We start from the raw sequence: 14,462 nt of genomic DNA on the forward strand, positions 1-14,462 counted from the left end.
TAATGGATTCCAAGCAATAATAACACCAGAGCAATTAATCAATGAAACAGGAACAAATAAATTATATGTAAGGGTTATTTTAGATGGAAAGGTATATGAAGCACCTGTTAGTGGAAATGTTAATGTAGCTATAGGTGATTTAAATTATGGATTTAAAACAATAAATAATCAAGTATATATGACAATATAGTTTGAGAGTATGCAAAATTTTGTGTTTCAACCTAGATTAGATATTTCTAATAACACAAAAAGTTATCACATTCATAGTATGTCAACACCAGCCTTTAAAGTTATTTATTGTAGTGAATATGATATTATAATTTTACTTTACATAGTTAATCTTAAAATTAATTTATACAAAATAAAGTACTGTCTCTTCTTATTTTTTTCTGTTTAATAGGATTTTTACCTTTTTTTAATTATATTGATTTAATTATTATTGCCATAGGTTTATTTATGTTTTATATACTTGTTGTAGTAGTAAAAATTTAGATGGATATATTGAGAATTATAAGAAAAAAGATTAAATAATAATAGGTTGTTGAATAACTATTTTTACCAAGTTATTCAAATTAAATTTTATCTAAAAAGATACCAATTTTCATAAAAAAGCTATATTTTTTAATATTAAAACTAGCTATAAATTAGAATAAATATTTGAAAATCTATTAAATATCCGATTTTAAGCTTGCAAATTTTGTTTATTCAACAACCTAAATAAAATATTAAATTATTTAAGAATAGTTAAATTTTATTTTAAAGATTGGTGTTAGTATAAAATAATAAACATATTTAGTCGAACTAAGTAAAAGTATATTTAGTTAGAGATGATATATTTTTACTATAAGTACAAGTGAAAATTATACAGGTGAATATAAAGAAATGATTTCTGATTTATGCAATTCTGGAATAAGTGTAACAGAAATAAGTAGTGAATATGGCATAGCAAAATCAACTATAAATGGTTGGATAAAGAATAATAAAAAATTAAAGTTAGTGATGAAGAATTTATGACAATGAAAGAAGTTGCTAAATTTAAAGAGGAAAATGAAATATTAAAAAAAGCTATGGTCATAATTTCTAGAAAAATAATAAATAGTGTGAATATTAATAATCATATTTATGGTATTAAAAAGCTATGTAAAATATTAGACTCTCTACGTAGTACTTATTATGCTAAGTTAAATCACACTGCATCAAATAGAGAAATTAAAAATAAGAAAATTAAGGCTGAAATAATTAAATAAAGTAGACCCTATGTCAAGGACACAGTAAAAAGAGTTTAAAATTGATTTTATCTTTCATATGACCGAAAAAAGATTCTTGTGGAGTATTATCACAACAATTTCCTCGACGCGACATAGATTGTCCTAATTTATTTTCCTTTAGTAATTTTTAAAATATAGTACTTGTGTAATGTACTCCTTGATCAAAGTGTATAAATACCTCCTCATGTAATGTTTCTTTATGATTTTTTACTAAGTCTTTAATTGTATCTATAGCAATATCTAATATTATTCTACCTGAAATTTTATGGGCAAGAATCATATTAGAACTTACATCTTTTACGGTCAACAAATAAGCTGTTTGACCGGCTCCATATTTTATATATGTAATAACAGAACAAACTTACACAATACCATCTCAAAGTATAGTTGTTCCTCCTCATTCAGTAATGGAAGTTGGTATAGTATTTGGAAATGCTAGAAAAAAAGGAGTAGTAGATTTATTCTTAGAATTTGATGGCACTGATATATTTGAAGGATTTGTATGTTGTAACAATAATAATATTCAAACACTTAGTGATGCCACTATGCCTTTATACTTGGCCGGATAATTTAGCACAAATCCACATTTTTGCAATTCAGAAGGACTTACTGCTGCTTATTATCCAGGGGGACAAGGATTTTTTGCTTCAAAGCCTTCTTATGCTCTATATAAAGTTCAAGGAATATACTACGAACTATTCTACCTATATGGATGTAATAGTTAAATCAGTTGCTTTACCTTCAAATACATTACTAGAACTATTTTTAGAGAAAAAAAGAGCTGAAGGAATTAATATCCAAATTATTGATAAAAATAATAATAACCTTACAACTGGCTTAGAGAAGAAAAATGGTGCTGAAAAAAAGTCTTCAAATAATAGATGATAAAATACAATATTCAAATACAAATACAGAAAATGGAATTTAATAAGTTTATAACTATGAATAGAAATACTTATTATTTAAAACCTATTAATAGGCAAAGTGTAATAGGATGGAAAACAATGAATGGACATAAATATTACTTCAATTCAAACGGAATAATGTAAACTGGCGTTCAAACAATAAATAGATTACAATATTACTTTAGTCCAACAACAGGAAGACAAGAAGTGGGAGTATACCCTACATCAGTTGAGTTAGAATATTTCACTAATAATCCAACCGGAAATGAACATTGGGGACAAGCTGTTTATTATGTAGGTTGGCTGACATTAGGAAATAATAAATATTATTTTGGTGAAAATAGTAAAGCTATGACAGGATAGCAAACAATAGATGGTCATAAATATTATTTCAATACAACACTGGTGTATTAGAAAATAATTAATTTATTAAGAAGGTATTAATGTGTATTTAAATACAGGTTTAGATGTGTCTTCTAATGGAATAAAATAACTTGAGTTAATGAATAATGAAGGTACTATAGCATCTTATTTTGAATTATCTACAGGAATAAGTGGATGTACAGTATTAGATAATAGCGAAAATCCTATTTATAATGATAGATAGAATATAATGAATTTTATTATAAGTAATGATAATCCAAACTTAAGAATAGGATTTTATCATTTCTTTTATGCTAGTGACACAAATCCAACATATCCACCTTATGAGTAAGGAGTTATATTTGCACAATCATTAATTAATGAAAATATTCCAAATACTAACTATTTATTTGTTTTAGATATTGAAGAAGCTTCTTTTGGCAATGTTGCTTCAATATCACTAGAGAGCATAGAATCTAATGTAAAAGAGTTTTTGAATGGGTTAAATTCAACTATAACGGGTAACATTAATATAATGATATATTCAAATTCAAATTTAAATTTTATAAATAACATATCAAATCCACCTATATATGAAAGTAAATTTTTAACAGGATTTAAATTATGGTTTGTGGCTGCACTAGAAAGAATACCAAATGTTTCTTATCAACCAACTAATGAAGAAATTGAGTGGGCTATATCTCAAATGAATTTTATTAACTGGGGTAAAGTTCAAGGTTGGTCGGAGTGGCAATATGCTATTTTAGGAATAACTAATCCTAATTTAGTTATAGGTTTAGATATATTCAATATGGATAAAATATATATAGAAGACATGTATTATGTGAAAAGAAATAACTTATAAGAATATTGAGATTGATGTAATAAAAGGAGTTATTAAAGTAAAAGCTTTAATAATTATAGGTTATTGAATAACTATTTTTTATAATTTTAATATTTGAAAGTATCGAGTATGTCAATAGAATTATGTAAAGTTTAAATAATTTATTGAATATAATGAATTTTTATTTTGAAAATAGGGACATTTTTAAGTGTTCCTATTTTCTTTTTATATTTTGGATATGCTTCTTGAAAAAAAGTTGATATCCACCTAAGATAGCTTTTTTTCAGTTTGAAAAACTATCTAAAATTCTGAGGAGTAAATAATAGCTTGGTAATATAGGGAATTACAATAGTATATTGAGTTAAAAAAACTTAAATATAAGATAAATAGAAACCAAATAGTTAAATATATAATAGAGAGTGATAAAATACCTGACTCGTTAAGACTTAATAAAATAGAAAAGTTTGTATACTATGGAAGTTATGCAATATTAATTGAATCTATAAATCCTAATACTAAAAATTATACTATGGATAAAATAGTATTAAGAAGCTCAAAATTTGATAGAGATGCTAGAAAAGGTAAAACTATTAGACTTTGTTTTATACTAGATATAAATTACATTTTATTGCTTCGGTAACCGATATAATAATTCTATTAGTTTTATTATAAAGATATCTAACATATATGATAATCAATTGTTTACTTTGATGTATAAGTAAAATATATAATCCTTTTGTAATTTTAGCTGATACTGTTGATGAAACTTAATTTATATGATTAGGAGTTAAAAATTTAGATTTAAATTTACTTAATGATGCAGATATGTGATTTAGTCAAAGTAGATACAATAATACATTATTTAGAGAATCTCTTATTAGATCAAAAATAGGATTAAAATAAAATGATTATTTTTGGTATTAAAGGGTTTGTATAAGTTAGAAGATCCAAGATTATATGGTTAAAATTATTAAAAAAGATATTCAAGTGGGTTTTAATTTTATATTTAATAGATGAGCTTAGTGAGAAAAAATCTAATATAAAAATAACAAAATATCCTTGGAATTTATAGATTTCAAGGATATTTTCAAATATTAAAATTGTAAAAAAATAGTTATTTAACAATCTAGTAAAATATAAAATTATAATTGTAAGTAGAGTTATTTATTATATTTTATAATTAAGTTTAAAACAACAATTAAAGGGATAAATATATACATTATAAAAGTAGGAATTAATAGCGTATAGTGTTTAAGATGGTCTATTCTTAAAACAAAACCCATTGATATAATTATTATTACAATAAGAGTAAAAAGAATTTTAATTAATTTTATCATCGTTCTCTCCTCCATATATAACATGTTTTTCACTAAGATTATGTGTTGTTTTATCCCATGAAACTTGAGGTAAGAACCATGTAAATAATCTCTGAATTTGAGCTACTACATAAATTATTGCAGAATAGAAAAAGGCTATATATATTTTTAAGAATCTAAAAAAATTAAAAATAATACTATTTTTTTTTGCTAAATACCATTTTTCCTTCTGTTAATATACATATAATTGGGAAAAGAATATAGTTTATTATTTCTAGTACTAGCCATAAAGGTGAAAATAACTAAATTTGAGGTACATCATTAATAAAAGATGGAATACATATACTTAATAATATTATTAAAATAGTTATAGGTGATCTTACCATAGCAAATGAATATATTAATGTTTCTAATCTATTTAATAAATCTTTAGTACCTTTAATTTTAAAAAAACTTATCAATTGTTTTGGAAGTGTTGTAAAAGCAACTCTCCAGTGTCCTTGAGACCATCTTAATCTCTGTTTATGGTTAGCAAGTATACTATTAGGTTTCTCATCATAAACTATAGCTTTATGGTTCCATAAAGTTCTTTTATTTGCCAAAGCTAATTCTAATTGTAATTAAAAATCTTCTGTATATGTTTTAGGATTCCATCCGATTTTTTTATATAATCTGTATTTAAAGAAAAGCCTGTACCACCTATAGTTGAATTTAATCCTAATCTGTATTTAGCATATTGTATAGTTCTATTAGTAACAAAGTATGATGCAGAATATCCTGCTGACATAAAGGATGTTAATATATTTTTTATTCCTAAACAGCCTTGTACTACTGTAATATTATCTTTTCCATAAGTAAGTATTTGAGAATTCATTTCTTTTAAGAAATTTTGATTAATAATATTATTAGCATCTAATATTATTATGTAGTCATAATTTTCCCATTCATTCTCAGTATTAAAGTATTTTTGAAGAACATAAGGTTTACCTTTTGCTTCATTGGGACTAAATTTTATATCTAAAGTTCTATTGTATTTACTTGAAATATTAAATATATTGTCTGATGAATTATTTACTAAACATGTTACTGAATAAAGTTCTTTATTATAATTAAAATTTTTAATTTTTTTAAGTTATTAGCGATTACATTTTCTTCATTACAAGCTGGAATTAAAAATAAAAATTTTAATTCGTTTTCTAAAATATCATAATCTCTAGTAGGTTTTAATAACCCCAAAAAGCCTATTACAGAATAAAATAATAATTGAATAAATATTATTAATATTAGTGTTAATATTAGTGTTAATATTATATAGAAAATAATTTTGTCCATAGTTATTCCTTTGAAACAATTAATATTTTAAATATTGTAATATAATAAAGCTTAAATGAATCAATATAATGTGTTAAATGCATGTTTATCGATTTAAAAAAAATTTGATTATAATAAATATACATTTTAGTACTTTTATAGTGAAAAAAATAGGTTTAAGATATATTATTTTATAGGTAAGTGTTTTATGGAGGTGATAAAATGTCTAAGAGTAATATAAAAAAAATAAATTTTAAGAATAGATTATATAGATATGTATGTTTAGTAGTTTTAGCAAGTGCATATGTTGTATCTATGTGGTATATTTTTAAATAAAGATTTTATAAAATAGAAAGAATATTTTAATTGAGATAGTACTTTAATTTTTGCATAAATTAATTTTAAGATTAACGTATAACATCATGTTTATATTCTACAAACACTACAATAAACAGCTTTAAATTTTGTGAAATGATTACTCTTATGTGATTATTTCACAAAATAAAGTAATTATATGTATTAAGTAACTTCTATCATAGAAATCACATATGAAAAATTTTTTTTATATTCAGATAATAAAAACTCATTAATGAATTTTTAATTCACCGATACATACTGCTTATAAGAATAATAAATAAACGTAAAGATACAAAAGTTAAATATTTGATGTACTTTCTTAATAGAGCATCATAATTTAAAAGAAATTTCAAAAATTGATATTTTTATCGGTTTATTTTGGATACCATAAAATATTTTGAATATAGAATTTAGATACTTATAAATAATCATAATAGAGATACTCTTTGTAGAAGAAATACTACATGTATAAATTCAAATATTGAAGAAGAAGTTATAGATTTTTTTATTATAAATAATATTTTTTAGATAACAACTTTTAAAAGTATGTAAAAAGATTATACTTAACAGAGTAAGTACATGAACTATAAGAAGCGAATTGAGAAATATGATAGTGAATATGAGACTTATCTTAATCAAGGATTAGTAAGAAATTGCATAGATTGATTATTTGGAATTAAGTTAACTAGACCTTTTTTGATAAAATAAAGATTTTGATTCTAGTAGGTAGAGTACTAACATCTATAGTTAAAATTATTTATAATAAGGGTAAAGAAATAGAAAATTTTATATTAGAAGATTATTTTCAGTTAGAAAGTACTGATGAAAAATTTAAAAATAAAAATGACTTTAAAGATATTCTTATAACTTATGGTTTAAATATAAACAAAAAAGGTATAATAAAGCAACTACTAAAATTATTTTTATGAAAATTACAAGTTTTTTAAGTTTTATGTATTTAAAACGTGAGGATATGCTATTACTCTAAAACAATGGTTAAAAGCTTTTTATTAGGGAAAAAAGTTTCAATAACAGGATTTAAGAAAAAGATGGTTCAGGAACTTATGATTATAAAGTTTTTATTTAATATATTAGAAAAAATGAAAATTTTAAATTAATTTTTAAGGACATAGTAAGGGATAAATAAAAAGAATTCCAATGATAAATATTTTGAAAACACAAGTGATAAGTTTTTTGAATACTCAAAATAAAGGAGAGTATCTTTTCATCCTTTTTATTCCCTTATTTATACTTATTAGCATTTTACTATTTTCTACAATAATTTTAAATATTTAATGTTTTTTATATCATCAAAATTTAATGAATATAGAATAGTATTTATATAAACTTTGTTTATGTAGGAATTTTATTAGGTTTTGTATATAACAAAAATAAAAATTTTAACGAAAGTTATTGTTACCATATGCTCTTTAATACAATAACTTTAATAATTATTCCAATACTTTATAAATTATAGACTTATTAACTTCCTGGAGGTGATTTGTATTCTGGCTAAAACTCAAAAAATGAATTAAAGTATTTTTGCAATCACTTATATGATGAAAGTACAGATTGATATTTACAACTTATAAAATTTGAAAATAATAATTTAAGAAAAGTTGTATTTCAATATATAAATGAAATCGATACTTATATTTCTATTAATACGATATATATTCCTCAAAGAGCAACGGAAAACGTAAGACAGTTTAGAGCATTATATATAGATATTGAGCTGAAAAATTCTACTGTATATGATGTATTTTGGTTAGCAGAAGAAGGGAAAATACCTAAACCTACAATGGTAGTTAATAGTGGTAACGCATTACATATTTATTGGAAAATAAAAAAGGTACAATTAGAAATATACTAAAAAAATAAAGTGCGTAAAAAACGTTTCCTTTATAAATATGTGGGAAGCTGTGGCTTCCTTATTAAGAAGCTATCTACAGTTAGATAGTTATTAAAAAGGGACTGTCTCAAAGTGGAGTTAGATTCCATCTTTGAAGATAATCCTTTTTTTGCGTTTAAACGACTTTTTATAGATTTTGTTTAAAATATAATTATGCAAAAAACAAACAAAACCTACGATATAAATTTAACCATAAATATAGAAAACATTCTAGAAAAAAATTATATGGTGAGAATGCTAAATTACTTTATTGATAATTTAAAAATAAGAAAGGATTTAAGTAATATCTACAAAAAAGGTAGAAATCTAGAGGTAGAACCACTTATTATGCTAAAATAATAGTTTATGCTTACATGAAAGGGATATATTCTAGTGGGAAAATAGAAGATGCGTGTAAACGAAATTTAGATTTTATTTGGTTATTAAAAAATTTAAAACCGCCTATATGAAATATAATATGCAGATTTATAAAAAAGATTTCTCTACTTATAAAGAAAATACTTCGTAAGTTTGTTGATTTTCTTTCATTTATTGGTGAAATCAACTTTGAAAATATCTTCATTGATGGCACTAAAATAGAAGCATATACTAACAAATATTCCTTTGCGTGGAGAAAGGCGATAGAGAAATCTAAGGAAAAATTACAAGAAAAGATAAGTAATGAAGCTATAAAATTTGTTTATGGCAAGGGAAAAAATCACTAGTTCAACGAGAATATGAAATAATAACTAAATATATAGAAAAACTTGAAAGATATTATACTTATGAAAAATATTAGGAAAAAGAAATAATTTTTCTAAAACAGATACTGAAGCTACATTTATGAGAATGAAAGAAAATCACATGTTAAATGGGAAATTAAAACCGGCTTACAATATACAGATAGTAGTTGCTTCTGGATATATAGTAAATTTTATAGATTCTCAAGAAAAAACAGATGTTAATACGTTAATTCCATTTTTAGAAGATATATCTAAATATCATAAATATAAAAATATAGTTGCAGATGCAGGTTATGAGAGTTTGGAAAATTATAGATATACAAATGAAAATGGCTATAAATCATATATTAAACCTAATAATTATTGAATAAGGAAAAAATTATAAAACTAAAGTAGGCAATAGTGATAATATGACCTATAATCCTAAGATAATAAATACATATATGTTAATAATGTAACTTTAAATTACATATATATGGGGAACCGCAAGACTAAAAGTGGTTTCGAATATACTGTGGATATTTATGAAGCAGAAGATTGTAGCAACTGTGAATTTAAATCATTATGTAAAAAAAATAATAGAAATAAAATGATTCAAGTGAATAAAGAATTTCAATTAATGAGAAAAATATCAAATGAAAATATAAAATCTGAATATGGTATCAAACTTAGGACAAACAGGTCAATCCAAGTTGAAAGTGTATTTGCATTAATAAAGGAAAGTAGAAAGTTTAGAAGATTTTCATATAGAGGATTAAAAAACGTTGAAACGCAATTTTTATTAATTTCATTAGCACATAATATGATTAATTATATTAGCAAGAGAGATACAAGTAGATTAAAAAAGCACTTATTTTATTTATCCAAAAGGTATTTCTGATACCTTTATTTGTCATGTATAAAAATAGACTAAAGTAAAAGGAACCGCTCATAGACACCAAATAATGGTATTGTGAGACAGCCCCATTAATAAAATTATATTTTCTAATTATTAATTATTAGATTTATTTGATTATCTACAGTTTTAAATCCATAATTTAGAGATTCAGTTCCGTATATATTTAAGTTACCTTCTACTGGTGCTTCATAAGTTTTTCCATTTATATTAACTCTGATATATAATTTATTACTTGTAGATGCCATAACTAACTGTTTTGGTGTTATTATTGCTTGGAATCCATTATAATTATTCTTATTGTTTGAGTACCAATTTACATCAACACCAGTTGTTACTGAAACTACTTGTCCATCTAAGTTTTTACTTATTAATTGCATTTTAGTTCCCTTAGGTATTTCTTTTCCTATATCTACTTTAATATTCATTATATAACCATAAAGCATCCAATATCCACTTTGATATAGTCCAGTTCCTGAATTTACTACTGGATAAGTTTGAGCTTTAGTTATTATAATATTATTTTTTGAATTTGTTGATATATTATATTGAATTGAATCATTTAATATAAATTTTTCAGTATTATTTATAGGAGTTTCATATATCTTACCATTTACAATTGTTTCTAAAAATAGAGTATAGTTTTCTCTAACTCCTAATTTATCTAATACTGAATATGGTATTATTCCTTGGAATCCTGAATAATTATTTTTATTTATAGAATACCAATTCATAGAAGCGCAATTTATAGTATCTATAATGTTTCCTTGAGTATCTTTAACTAATAATAATTTTGTAGCAGCTTTACTAAATATATTATTATTTAAAGATAGATTTCCATTTATTACATAACCATTATTTGTAAAATATCCTACTTCATAACTAGCATTTCCTGCATTTATAGGCTTTACAGTATTATCTATTTTATTTATAGTTAGTTGATTATTTGAATTTATACTTAACACATAATTTTTATTATATGGACTCTTTATATTATTAGTTAAAGGGATATAATTTCCATTAACTTCTATATAAAATTTATATGTTTCATCTGATTTCAAAGTTGATAAAATACTTGGTGTAACTATTCCTTGGAATCCTGAATAATTATTTTTATTATTTGAATACCAATTAACAGCAGTTGTATTTATTGAATCAATCATTTTATTATTTGAATTCATAATAACTAACTTTTTATTAAGTGATTTAGGTATATCAACACCATCGATATTTCCATTTATAACTAAATTTTGTTGACTCCAATATGTATCTTCTGTATTTGAGTTTATACTATTTGTTACAGTTATTTCTCTAGTTACTCTAGCAGTTTGTCCATAAGAATCTGTTACTGTATAAATTAATGTATAAACTCCTGGAATTTTAGTGTTAACTGTTCCACTTACTTCTATCTTTGCAGTTGGATCAGCTTTATCATTTAAAGTTATACCTTTTAATGGATCAAATTGTGAACCAGCACTAATAGTTTTATTAGTAGCACCTTCTATAGCTATAGTAACTTTATCAATTAGCTTGCCATTATTATTAAACTCATAAACAGACCCATCTATTTTTTTGAATCCTGTTTGCATTACTCCATTATTATCAAAATAATATTTACTTCTATCTATTGTTTGCCAACCTGTTTGCATTACTCCATTATTATCAAAATAATATTTACTTCCATCTATTGTTTGCCAACCTGTTTGTATTACTCCATTATTATCAAAATAATATATCTTTCCGTCAATTGTTTGTAATCCTGCTTTTGTTACTTTATGTCCATTTTGGAAGTAATATTTATTTCCATCAGGTGCAGTATATAATCCATTCATTAAGATTAATCCTTGAGGTGTTATTTTCATATAAGTTGACACACCCTTACTAAAAATTGAAGTTAAAGGTATATAAGGATTATCTTTTGATATCAGTTTCTTATTATTTAACACTCCAGAGTTTATTAGATGATTAGTATCTTGAAGATTTACTGATATTATATCACCATAATTAAAAGGTTTATTATTTAATTCATTTATTACTGTACAAACTTGCTCTTTATAAGTTTGTAAACTATATTTAGATTGAAGATTACCATTAAATAAAGTAAATTTAGCAAATGGACCAACTCCTGAAGTATCTAACAAGTAATTAGTTCCCCAATTTGTAACCTTAATTTTCATGTCAGACTTATTAAAAGATATTTCTCCAGCAATAAGTAAACCGTTTATACCATTAAAACGCCCTTGAGAAAGTGCATCAACATTATTAGTATATACTATACTATTAGGTAATAAATTTGATTGTGTAGTACCTGCATCTACTAAAAGTTTTATATTCTGTACATTAGTATTACTCTGAATTGAAGTTTTACTTTGTATTGTATGTGCTGCTATTGTTGTTCCAATAGTTAACACAGTAGTTACTACTAATATTTTTGTTCTTTTTGACACATTAATCTTTCCTTTCATACTAATTTTTACTTGTTAGAACCATTATAATAAAATTATTAATTCAAAGTCTATTACTTTTAAGTTATATGTGTATTTATATGTTTTAAATGTTTTACAAAGCAAAATATAAATAAAAAAATAAATATATTATAGGAGTATAGGCTGTTGAATAAATAAAATTTATAAATTTAAAATCAAATAATATAATATGATTTAATTTAGCATAATAAGTACTATGTGGAACGCCTAATACTTTACATAACTTTTTAACATCATAAATATGCTTATTAACATTCACACTATTTATTATTTTGTCTAGAAATTATGTACATAGCTCTTTTAAGATTTCATTTGCCTCTTTAATTTTTTTATTATTCTTTATCCGTCCATTGCTATGCCATATTCACTACTTATTTCTGTTACACTCATTCCGGAATTGTATAAATCAGAAATCATTTCTTTATACTCATCTGTATAATTTTTACTTCCATTCATAGTAGAAACATATCTCTAACTAATATAATTTTACTTAGTTAGATTAAATATATCCACTATTTTATACTAACACCAAATATCAAATTCTCACTTTCTTTTATATCCTTTAACTTTTTTAAAATAAAAGTTATAAATGATACAGAAATCTCTTTATAAGGAATTATAAATTTAAAATTGTAGGTATTTGTAATTTCAAGTAATAATCCTTTAATTTTCTCTTGTAGCTTTATTTCTAATTTATCTGTAACCTTTTACCATAGTTGATTAAATAAATTTTCGATACATTCGGTTAATCGTTGACTTCTAAATCTAACAATAGTATTATGTTTTGAAGGGATATTGCCACTGCAAGAGCTATTTAAAATTTATATCTCTTCGATAAGCTTTTTCTAAGTCTCTACTTGAATAAGTTCTTTCCATATTTCCATAAATTATTATTCTGAATAATGTTTCAAGTACAATCGTTGGATTTCTGCCTAGAGTAGAGTAAGTTTCATATAATTTTGAATAATTTAATCCCTCCGTGACTTTAAATAGTAATCTTACAGAATAATCTTCAGGCATAATAAAATCTATTACAATTGGTAATCCTATTTGGTAAATTGTAATTATATTCTAATTTAAAATTTTTGCTTTTTTTCGACAAGTATCAAAATTTATTTTGATGCAGCCCCTTTTTTTAATTTTAAAATTAAATATTACTTTAATTAAATAGAAAACTCTTTTATATGTCCATTTAAAATAACTTTAACATATAATTTATTCTTTCCTAAAATATTCTTTACTTGATCAGGTGCTATTATTACTTGGAATCCATTATAATTTTCTTCATTATTTGAATACCAATTTACATCTATACCATTTACTGCTAAGACTACTTTTCCACTTGGTTCTTTACTTACTAATTGCATCTTAGTTCCCTTAGGTATTTCTTTTGGAATATTTTTAGATATTTCTTTATTATTTAAAACAATATCTCCATTTATAACTAGACTATTATTTTCCCAATATATATCTTCAGTTTTAGAACCTTTAATTACTATATCTCTTGTTACTGAAGCTGTTTGTCCATAACTATCTTTAACTGTATAAGTTAATTTATATATACCTGGTATATTTGTATCTACAGTTCCACTTACCAAAATTTTAGCTTGAGGATCTTCTCTATCATTTAAAGTCACACCAGCCATTGGATTAAACTTTGTTCCTAAATTAATATTTGTATTATTCGCACCATTTATACTAATTGAAACAACTCCTTCTAAACTTCCTATATTAGGGTTGCTATTTTTAAACTCATAGACCTTTCCATCTATTTTTTTGAAACCAATACACATAATACCGGTGTTTAAATTAAAATAATACTTTTTCTCATCTATTATTTGCATTTGCCCGTTGTTATTAAAATAATATTTACTTCCATTTGGAGCAATATTTAGTGTTTAATTTCATTGTATTTTTATTAAAAGATATTTCTCCTTGAAGTAAAGTTCCTTCTAATCCATTGTCATTACCCGCTTGAACATTATTGGTAAATACTATACTATTAGTTAATAACTTTGATTGTGTTGAATCTTTTTCTTGAGTATAATTTCGAAGTTTATTATTTTGCACATAAACAACTTTA

22 protein-coding genes are annotated in these 14,462 nt (G+C 23.6%); 14 read left to right on the forward strand and 8 right to left on the reverse strand.

Annotated elements, in window-relative coordinates; genetic code table 11:
• The 3 genes from ARA19_RS17705 to ARA19_RS17285 form a co-directional block, all read left to right on the forward strand.
• A partial coding sequence (locus ARA19_RS17705; RefSeq protein ID WP_055068976.1) for a hypothetical protein occupies window positions 1–190 on the forward strand: 190 nt, incomplete at its 5' end.
• A 692-nt stretch (window positions 191–882) separates the two neighbouring features.
• Window positions 883–1,014 carry a helix-turn-helix domain-containing protein gene (locus ARA19_RS00285; RefSeq protein WP_147574319.1) on the forward strand — a complete coding sequence of 44 codons (132 nt, stop codon included), beginning with the start codon at window positions 883–885 and terminating at the stop codon, window positions 1,012–1,014.
• A gap of 2 nt (window positions 1,015–1,016) precedes the next feature.
• Window positions 1,017–1,247, forward strand: a complete 231-nt coding sequence (locus ARA19_RS17285; RefSeq protein WP_207643326.1) for a hypothetical protein — start codon at window positions 1,017–1,019, stop codon at window positions 1,245–1,247.
• Window positions 1,248–1,395: 148 nt separating this feature from the next.
• Here ARA19_RS17285 and ARA19_RS17815 read toward each other — a convergent pair whose 3' ends face one another.
• Window positions 1,396–1,578, reverse strand: coding sequence for a transposase family protein (locus ARA19_RS17815; RefSeq protein WP_147574321.1), 183 nt, complete (start codon window positions 1,576–1,578; stop codon window positions 1,396–1,398).
• A gap of 37 nt (window positions 1,579–1,615) precedes the next feature.
• On the opposite strand from ARA19_RS17815, the gene ARA19_RS16955 reads away from it, so the two are divergent.
• From ARA19_RS16955 to ARA19_RS00295, 5 genes are all read left to right on the forward strand, one after another.
• Entirely contained in the window at window positions 1,616–1,837 is a 222-nt protein-coding gene (locus ARA19_RS16955) for an ETX/MTX2 family pore-forming toxin (protein ID WP_278321652.1), read from the forward strand.
• Between the two features lie 73 nt (window positions 1,838–1,910).
• Window positions 1,911–2,153 (forward strand): hypothetical protein, encoded by a 243-nt coding sequence (locus ARA19_RS00290; RefSeq protein ID WP_055068977.1) that lies wholly within the window; start codon window positions 1,911–1,913, stop codon window positions 2,151–2,153.
• Window positions 2,150–2,317 (forward strand): hypothetical protein, encoded by a 168-nt coding sequence (locus ARA19_RS17820; RefSeq protein ID WP_084764092.1) that lies wholly within the window; start codon window positions 2,150–2,152, stop codon window positions 2,315–2,317. The genes ARA19_RS00290 and ARA19_RS17820 overlap by 4 nt, the downstream gene beginning before the upstream one ends.
• Window positions 2,318–2,380: 63 nt before the next feature.
• Entirely contained in the window at window positions 2,381–2,536 is a 156-nt protein-coding gene (locus tag ARA19_RS17295) for a hypothetical protein (RefSeq protein ID WP_157452200.1), read from the forward strand.
• A 535-nt stretch (window positions 2,537–3,071) separates the two neighbouring features.
• Window positions 3,072–3,401 (forward strand): hypothetical protein, encoded by a 330-nt coding sequence (locus ARA19_RS00295; protein WP_055068978.1) that lies wholly within the window; start codon window positions 3,072–3,074, stop codon window positions 3,399–3,401.
• Window positions 3,402–4,998: 1,597 nt separating this feature from the next.
• Here the strand turns inward: ARA19_RS00295 and ARA19_RS00300 are convergent.
• The 3 genes from ARA19_RS00300 to ARA19_RS17825 all read right to left on the reverse strand — a co-directional run bounded on the left by ARA19_RS00300 (window position 4,999) and on the right by ARA19_RS17825 (window position 6,028).
• Complete coding sequence (locus tag ARA19_RS00300; RefSeq protein WP_055068979.1) at window positions 4,999–5,298, reverse strand: hypothetical protein; 300 nt, start codon at window positions 5,296–5,298, stop codon at window positions 4,999–5,001.
• An 8-nt stretch (window positions 5,299–5,306) separates the two neighbouring features.
• On the reverse strand, window positions 5,307–5,570 hold the full coding sequence (locus tag ARA19_RS18230) for a glycosyltransferase family protein (protein WP_055068980.1): 264 nt from the start codon (window positions 5,568–5,570) through the stop codon (window positions 5,307–5,309).
• Between the two features lie 209 nt (window positions 5,571–5,779).
• Window positions 5,780–6,028, reverse strand: a complete 249-nt coding sequence (locus ARA19_RS17825; protein ID WP_055068981.1) for a hypothetical protein — start codon at window positions 6,026–6,028, stop codon at window positions 5,780–5,782.
• 1,049 nt (window positions 6,029–7,077) lie between these two features.
• Between ARA19_RS17825 and ARA19_RS17830 the strand changes: the two genes are divergently transcribed.
• The 6 genes from ARA19_RS17830 (at window position 7,078) to ARA19_RS00325 (ending at window position 9,878) form a co-directional block, all read left to right on the forward strand.
• Entirely contained in the window at window positions 7,078–7,293 is a 216-nt protein-coding gene (locus ARA19_RS17830) for a hypothetical protein (protein WP_055068982.1), read from the forward strand.
• A gap of 63 nt (window positions 7,294–7,356) precedes the next feature.
• Complete coding sequence (locus ARA19_RS18045; protein WP_278321647.1) at window positions 7,357–7,482, forward strand: hypothetical protein; 126 nt, start codon at window positions 7,357–7,359, stop codon at window positions 7,480–7,482.
• A 947-nt stretch (window positions 7,483–8,429) separates the two neighbouring features.
• The gene (locus ARA19_RS17835) at window positions 8,430–8,615 is read left to right on the forward strand and encodes a hypothetical protein (protein ID WP_207643327.1); all 186 of its coding nucleotides are present in this window, start codon (window positions 8,430–8,432) and stop codon (window positions 8,613–8,615) included.
• Between the two features lie 14 nt (window positions 8,616–8,629).
• On the forward strand, window positions 8,630–8,725 hold the full coding sequence (locus ARA19_RS18235; RefSeq protein ID WP_084764095.1) for a hypothetical protein: 96 nt from the start codon (window positions 8,630–8,632) through the stop codon (window positions 8,723–8,725).
• A 322-nt stretch (window positions 8,726–9,047) separates the two neighbouring features.
• Window positions 9,048–9,365 carry a transposase gene (locus ARA19_RS00320; protein ID WP_341381232.1) on the forward strand — a complete coding sequence of 106 codons (318 nt, stop codon included), beginning with the start codon at window positions 9,048–9,050 and terminating at the stop codon, window positions 9,363–9,365.
• 72 nt (window positions 9,366–9,437) lie between these two features.
• The gene (locus tag ARA19_RS00325) at window positions 9,438–9,878 is read left to right on the forward strand and encodes a transposase (protein WP_341381233.1); all 441 of its coding nucleotides are present in this window, start codon (window positions 9,438–9,440) and stop codon (window positions 9,876–9,878) included.
• A 104-nt stretch (window positions 9,879–9,982) separates the two neighbouring features.
• Here the strand turns inward: ARA19_RS00325 and ARA19_RS00330 are convergent, their stop codons facing one another.
• From ARA19_RS00330 to ARA19_RS00345, 4 genes are all read right to left on the reverse strand, one after another.
• Entirely contained in the window at window positions 9,983–12,340 is a 2,358-nt protein-coding gene (locus ARA19_RS00330) for an immunoglobulin-like domain-containing protein (RefSeq protein ID WP_055068985.1), read from the reverse strand.
• 849 nt (window positions 12,341–13,189) lie between these two features.
• Window positions 13,190–13,399, reverse strand: a complete 210-nt coding sequence (locus tag ARA19_RS00335) for an IS1182 family transposase (RefSeq protein ID WP_055068986.1) — start codon at window positions 13,397–13,399, stop codon at window positions 13,190–13,192.
• Window positions 13,400–13,542: 143 nt separating this feature from the next.
• Window positions 13,543–14,223, reverse strand: coding sequence for a DUF5011 domain-containing protein (locus ARA19_RS00340; RefSeq protein ID WP_055068987.1), 681 nt, complete (start codon window positions 14,221–14,223; stop codon window positions 13,543–13,545).
• A 25-nt stretch (window positions 14,224–14,248) separates the two neighbouring features.
• On the reverse strand, window positions 14,249–14,449 hold the full coding sequence (locus tag ARA19_RS00345; protein ID WP_055068988.1) for a hypothetical protein: 201 nt from the start codon (window positions 14,447–14,449) through the stop codon (window positions 14,249–14,251).
• Window positions 14,450–14,462: the final 13 nt, after the last annotated feature.

The sequence above is a fragment of the Clostridium massiliamazoniense genome, assembly GCF_001403635.1.
Taxonomy (GTDB): Bacteria; Bacillota; Clostridia; order Clostridiales; family Clostridiaceae; genus Sarcina; species Sarcina massiliamazoniense.